Source organism: bacterium, assembly GCA_035527515.1.
Classification (GTDB): Bacteria; B130-G9; B130-G9; order B130-G9; family B130-G9; genus B130-G9.
Map to the genome: position 1 here is coordinate 1 of DATLAJ010000013.1, position 6544 is coordinate 6544.

At 55.9% G+C, this 6544-nt stretch carries 5 protein-coding genes; all 5 read right to left on the reverse strand.

Translation table 11 applies throughout. The features are described from left to right. Positions 1-14 precede the first annotated feature (14 nt). Entirely contained in the window at positions 15-1973 is a 1959-nt protein-coding gene (locus VM163_00580; protein HUT02373.1) for an acylphosphatase, read from the reverse strand. Positions 1974-1975: 2 nt separating this feature from the next. Continuing rightward, on the reverse strand, positions 1976-2881 hold the full coding sequence (locus VM163_00585; GenBank protein HUT02374.1) for a hypothetical protein: 906 nt from the start codon (positions 2879-2881) through the stop codon (positions 1976-1978). Positions 2882-3293: 412 nt separating this feature from the next. Continuing rightward, entirely contained in the window at positions 3294-4184 is an 891-nt protein-coding gene (locus VM163_00590; GenBank protein HUT02375.1) for an ATP-grasp fold amidoligase family protein, read from the reverse strand. Between the two features lie 24 nt (positions 4185-4208). Continuing rightward, positions 4209-5360 carry a sugar-transfer associated ATP-grasp domain-containing protein gene (locus VM163_00595; protein ID HUT02376.1) on the reverse strand — a complete coding sequence of 384 codons (1152 nt, stop codon included), beginning with the start codon at positions 5358-5360 and terminating at the stop codon, positions 4209-4211. 204 nt (positions 5361-5564) lie between these two features. Continuing rightward, positions 5565-6374 (reverse strand): zinc ribbon domain-containing protein, encoded by an 810-nt coding sequence (locus VM163_00600; GenBank protein HUT02377.1) that lies wholly within the window; start codon positions 6372-6374, stop codon positions 5565-5567. Positions 6375-6544: the final 170 nt, after the last annotated feature.

Consider the following 6544-nt stretch of genomic DNA (forward strand, 5'->3'; position numbering starts at 1 on the left):
GAAGACGAGACTGATTAGGCAGTCGTCTCGATCGGATTGTCTGATGGGTCGGTGTTTTCAAGGTGCTCGACAGCTACCCAGAACGGAATCGCCCTTCGAGGTCCGCGTACCGCCGCGTTTGCCAAGGCTGCAACGGGCGCAGTAGCCCCTTCCAGCGTTGCGACCACCGTCCATTGATCCTCGTTGACGGCGTCGCAGGCTATACCGAACGCACTGGCTCTTTTGCGGAGCCACCGTCTATAGCCAACTCTGGTGACCCTTCCGCGTACTCTCATCCTAACACGAAGGTTTGCAGCCGGTGTCGGGCTTAGCTCAGCCCCAACTTTGTTAGCGCAGTGACGTAGAAGTTCTCGCGCCACGTTACGGGGCGGGCCCCACATTGGATACTGACCGGTGCCGATGGCGCCATGGGCGTTTAGTTCTATGATTGCGGCCTGCTGTTCATCGATGGGCTTGGTGTGATCTTGCAGAATGAGATCCAAGCCGCAAAAACCAAGACCGGGAATCGCCTGCGCAGCTCGAACCGCAACTCGTTCTATGGACGGATGTAGATCATCGAGCACTTCGATACTGTCTCCTCCGCGGGAGATGTTGTTTGAATTTGCGAGATAGACCCACTGTCCCTTCTCCGGCACAGATGCCAGCGTCAAATCAACACTGTCCAATTGATATCGCGCCGCGTCGTCGAATTGGATGAGGCGTAAACGCAGGTGAGGGTTGTGCGCGCGTAGTCTGTTCTTGTGAAGAATGAGATCCGCAACGTTGTGATCGCCGGTGCCGACAATTGAAGCGGTTCTTCGGCAAACTGCGGAGACCACCTTGTCGCCTACGACGACAATCCGATAGTCGTCACCTGGAACATGCGTCTCAAGGAGTAAGTCATCGGATCCGAGTGGGCTCTTTCCGTAGAGTTGTAGTGCCCGATCAAGCTCAGCCCTATTGCGAATGTTCGTGATGACTCCAATGCCACGGACTCCAGCTGCAGGTTTGCACACGACTGGGTAGCCGATGCGCTCCGCGTGAGCCGCAATGCGATCGCCGTCGTCACTGGAAAAGATACGGCCAGATGCGACAGGTAAGCCGCACCGTGCAAGCCGAGCACGAGTGGCTTCTTTGTGGTTGCATAAAGCAAGTGAGACCCCGCTCGATGCGGGAGAGCGGCTCCACTTAAAGTTCAAGCGCGTTCCCGCGCGGTCGGTCGCTATGAAGGACCCGTTTGGCAACCTCAATACTGCAAGGCCATACGCAAGCGCTTCGCGCTCGACAAGGTGGCCCTTGGTGGCATCTTTCGGATGGTTCCTAACGAATGCAGCATCGCCGTAGACGTTTGCGGGCTTCCCTTCAAGGCAAGGTAGTGGAGGCTCTGGAAAGCAGACGCTGCGGTCGACCTCACCAATCCATCGTTCATAAAAGTCCTCAACATCCGTCGTCGTGGTCACATCATCGCTGTCTGTTTCGACCGTGCCCTCAAGCCTGGTCAGCGCCGCGGCGAAAACGCCAAGAAGTTTGTGCAAGGCCTCGTCGTTTGACAAGCGTCGACGCATACGCTTGCCCAAAGCCCAACGAAAGGGGCTAAGAAGGCGAGTCCAAGACCTATCTGTGCTCACGTCGCGCAGGCTGCGAATGAGTTCATCCTGTTCATCTTGCTCAAAGGTTTCACAGATCTCGATCAATGCATCACTGAGAACGGAATGCACAGAGCCAGCGGGGATTTGGGTCTTGCCGAGATGTCGGCACAGCTCTTCAGCGACGGGCCATATCTGCGCCGGAAATCTCAAGCCCTTGTCGTGAGTGATCAAAGCTTCTGCAATGACGTGAGAGAACCTACTGTCGACACTCTGCACGTGGATTGCAAAATTTGCTTGCGGTTCCCCGGCCGTCAGTTCCGGTGGCCTGAAGGTCATGGCGCGAATCGTGCTCAATCTAATTGAGGTCGCTGCTACCGAATCATCGCATGGCTTGAGTGGCTGCATGGTCACGCCACCGTAAAGTCCGCATAGCTCTCCAGCGGCGTTTGCGCCGCCTCGATTGCCATTGCGCGTTGTCCAAAATGGGTCCCGCTCATTAGAGCCTCGATGACGCGTGCGATCGTTGAGGGTTTGCCTTGAAGGTGCCCCTCAACAATTCCGCTGGTTTGATCTCCTGGGCGAGCAAATCCCACAATCCCAAGTGCGTTGCAGGTATCGCGCAAAACCGGCAAGAGGAGTTGCGGCTCGGTAAGGCTCTCCGCGCGCATGAAGGTTGCCACAACATCAGCCGGAGTTTGCAGCCTTACAGAAGATTGCTCTGCTTGGTGGCACAGAAATCTGTCTGCCAGAGACGGGGCGAGGGCTGGAGAGGCGATGAGGTAGCTCTCTAGTCGAGGCCGCTCGCAGAGTTCGACCACAAAATATGCTTGGCCCTCTCGACATAGGGTCGGGTCTCCGACAACGAGATCGACGGACGCGACTGCCAGTCCCGGGATCTCCATTGTTGCCCGCAGCGCCACATCTTTGAAGTCATCATGCAGCCGTTCCACCAACATCCAGGTTTCTTCTGGGGTTGCCGCGGTCTTTTCGATGGCTGCCAGAAAGCGACCGCCACAAACGAGGCACCGAATGTAGCGTCCGGAGACATGTTTCTCGACCAATAGGCGGGCTCCGGGTGCTGCGACCCTGTGGCCCTGCTCGTCCTCATGAACGTTCAACGAGTTCTCGGCGTAGGCGGATGTAACAAGACTTCTGGCAGGAGACAGGTGGTCCTCGGAGCGCCGCTTCATACGTGAAATGGCGGAAAGGAGCTCCTGGTCACTGGATATCTTGTCGATTTTGGGGGAAGGGTTTTCGCCGATTGCCTCCTTGAGTACGACAGGGAAGCCATGACGAGAGATGAACCTCTGCAAACTCATCTCTCCCCGAGATGAGAAAGTAATCCCGGGAGGGGTTGAAAGTCCCGCCAAATTCAGAAGTTTGCGCCGCAACCGCTTGTCCTGAGCGTATGTGACCCCCACCACAGTCGACGCCTCGGGCACCCCATGCACGAAAGACAAGACGCCCACCTCGTCTCCCGTCGGGCCCGCTAAAAGGACCTGACGCGGAAGCAGAAGCACATCAAGTCGTCGTGCCAAAACAGCACTGTGAACAAGATAGCCATCCATAAGCGGTGGAGGCAGAGACAGACCTGATGAAACCCCAATGTGATCACTTGCCACTGGCAACGCTGTTCGCCCCTTCTGATGCGGACAAATTCTCAAGAGAAAGAGAACTCGTGGGGATCAATCCATCTTGGTTTCGGAAAGAAGACAAGAATTGCTCTCAAGCACAGCGCTCTGAAACTGGCAAGACCCGAACCGGCCAGCGCTCTCCCAATATGAGATCGTATTCCGGTGGGTCGAAAGCGATCCAGCCGGCACCCGGCGCCAAGGTCATTTCGCCAAAAAGGATGCGGGGTCCAATCGAGTACAAATCCACTCGAACAAATTCCAAACCGTCACCCAGAATTTCGGCGAGTGTCACCATATCATCGAGGGTGCCCGGGCGCGGCATGTCAACCGGACCATCGAACCCTCTACGCGTAAATGGCTGGGGGCGCCAGAACCGATCATAGAACCGGCTCTTAGCCGTACCGTCACGTCCGGATATGATTTGTACGTAATGAACGACACCACCAAAGACATAGAACTTGAGATCCGTTGGCAGCGAACCGTCATCCTCCAGCAGCATCTCCTCAACGAGAAGCTGAGGGACAATTTTGGCGTACCACCATTCATTGACCTCCGGCCCAAATCTTCGCCGCAGTATGCGCCGCCCTGCAGCGACAAAGGCCTCTCTTGGCAAGGCTGCCTTATCTCGCACCAGGAGATATCCGGCTTGGCCGCTACTATGGTTGCCCTTCAATACGAAACGGTCCGGCAGCGCGTCGTAGTCCACTGCCTCAAGGGATGTTCCGCTGTAGAAAAGGTGCGTCAAAAACTGGTGTCCCGCTCTCTTGGTAACAAACTCTCGAACCGCGAGCTTGTCTGCCAGGATGCCTGCCTCAGGAAACGGGCGGAACTTTCTTGCGCAAACCTTTTCGTTGAAGGTCCGCGGATGCTCTAGGTTGGGCCAATAGCCAAGATGGCGGCGAAACTCGATGAGTTCGTAGCACCGAGCACCCACGATTTGCCGATAGGCCCGCTTTACGTACGATTCAAGGGCGTCTGCCACGAGGCACACTACTTCCGTTCTTCGCTAAATGATCCCGAACCTTCGATAGAAGTCGCAAATCCGCGGTTCATCGAGGAGGCCCGAATGTGCCTGCGCCAGTCGTACGCCGGTGTAGTTGTTGCCCTCCAGGAACACAGGATCCTGCTCCGTCAGGATAATGTCCCAACCTACGTAATTTATGAAGGGTAGCTGCCGCATGAGAAGCAGCGATCGGTCGCGGGCCTCGCCCCAACGAGGAAGCGACTGACCACGCAATGGGGCGCCAGTGTCGGGGTGGTTTTCGTACACGAGCGGGGCTCTCGGGCTTTTCGCATTGTGCTGAACTGCCGTGCCGAGCTTGCCCGTCTCAAGGTCTATATCGACAGACAGGCCTCCGCGGCCAAAGTTGTCCACTCCTTTGCTCTGTGTGGTGCCAAGACGAAGAACTGCTCTTGCAATAAAGGGTTCCCCATCACGGTCGCGCATGCAAATAACTCGTATGGAGTTTGTCGTGTGGGGATAGATGAGAGCGCAGAAGTCCGATTGCTGTATGAATTCACAAAGAATACGATCGTCACGTTCTTTGAATACTTCATAGAATCTGTCTAAAGTCATCGGCGTATCGTCGACTAAGACAGATTCTGGTTTGACGTCTACGAAGCTTATGCCGACCCCTCCGCCTCCTCTTGATCGCTTCATGACAAATCGCTTTTGCTGAGAGCTATTGTCACTCAGCGCTATCTCTGGCCATTCATCGGTCAAGACGACAAGACGCTTGTTGTCACAATAGAGATAGTTTCTGGGAACACGGACAAATTGCTTTGCTAGCGACTCGAACAGCAATTTGTCTTCGAGAAGTTCTCGAACTGGTTTGGGGTTGATGAATCGGCTGAATTGTCGTTGCAGGTCGCTCAGATAGCGGCCTGACTGGACAGCGTCGCGTCCGTAGAGGAGGACCCGATCAGCCGCAAAGCCTCTCCGAAGTCCGAATAGTACGACCTCCAACGGAAAGTGCCCAATGCAAGCCCTGATCTCTTTCATGTAGCAGCGGGCAACTTCCAAAAAACGGGCTAACCATCTCAGCCCTCGCCCGGGGAGATAGGGAAGTTTGCGGGCCTTAGAGGGCAAATCTCCGTTTCTCGGCGTCTGAAGAGTGGGTGTCCTCGTCGTACTCTCGGCGCGCGCATCGAAAGCCATTCCAGCATTCCCCAGCCGTTAAAATGGGTTTCAGTTTACGCCAAAATCGGAAGCCGCTTGCGCCACTTTCCCTAAGTCTTTGTAGAAAAATGCGAATGAAGGTGGGGTGGTGCCCAGGGGCGGACATTGTGCGCACATCATGGATGCTCGCTTCACCCTCGAAAGCGGACATCTCTGAGTTGGCGTTAAGGTACCAAACGCCACTTAGAGAATCGCGTGGTCAAGGTGCAAACAACGCTGGTTGCGGGCCCCCGCAACCACTTTTACCGAACGGCCCATCCTCTCGTTGAGGATGGGACCTTTCTTCTCTCCGTCTCCCATGCCGACCTCGATCATCTGGGCAATCTCGCCGATGATCTCTATGTCAAAACCTTCCTCCACAGGAGTGATGACGACGCGCTCGAGAAGGCTCCGCAGCACCTCAATCGCCTCATCTCCGATTTCTGGCTGGTTGAGAGCCTCCTGCAGTCGCTCAACCTTTTTTCGATAGAGAAGGGCCAAATTCGGATGGAGCCGGACGGGAGGCGCTGCCGCTGCAGCCATGCCTTCCTCGAGTTGTGCCCGCCGTGCCTCTAACTCGGTCAAACGCTGCTGCAGGCCCGGAGCGCGCAGTCCGTCTGCGATAGCGTCAATAAGTCCGTTGAGCTTTCGTACCACCTCCTTAAGTTCCCGCTTCTTTGCATCATGGAGTTGGTCCTCGTCGCGGCGCTGCCGATTACACTCTTTGTGAAAGGCTCGGACGAACTCCTCTACGAGCTCTGGGGCCATCAAGCGTTGGCATAGGCCACTAACGATCAATGCTTCAAGAGACCCGCGCCGGATGCTCTGCCGGTTCGAACAGGTGCCGCTGCCGCGGGCGGCCGAGCAAGCGAGATAATCGCGGCCGATCGAGGCGTATCGGCTGCCGCACTCTCTGCAATGCACAAGCCATCGATAACCTGCGTCCGCAACTCTGGTTTGAAGCTCTTTGTGTTCAAGCTGGGCATCCAATAGCGACACAAAGCACTGCAACATTCTTCATAGCTTCACGCATCAGAGGAGAGATTTGTCGTCCCCTCGCGATCGCATAGCAGGGTCTGCAGAGGCAAATCGACATTGACGTGTTCTGGTGGGATACCCTCTTGGCGGGCAAGGCGCGCCAGCAACCCGATAACCTCGGCCAATGAAGCAGCCTTTTCCTGCCT

Bases quoted from the DNA above. Each gene is read 5' to 3' on its own strand.
- VM163_00595 (HUT02376.1), bottom strand. From the start codon at position 5,360: ATGGCTTTCGATGCGCGCGCCGAGAGTACGACGAGGACACCCACTCTT.
- VM163_00600 (HUT02377.1), bottom strand. From the start codon at position 6,374: ATGTTGCAGTGCTTTGTGTCGCTATTGGATGCCCAGCTTGAACACAAA.
- VM163_00580 (HUT02373.1), bottom strand. From the start codon at position 1,973: ATGCAGCCACTCAAGCCATGCGATGATTCGGTAGCAGCGACCTCAATT.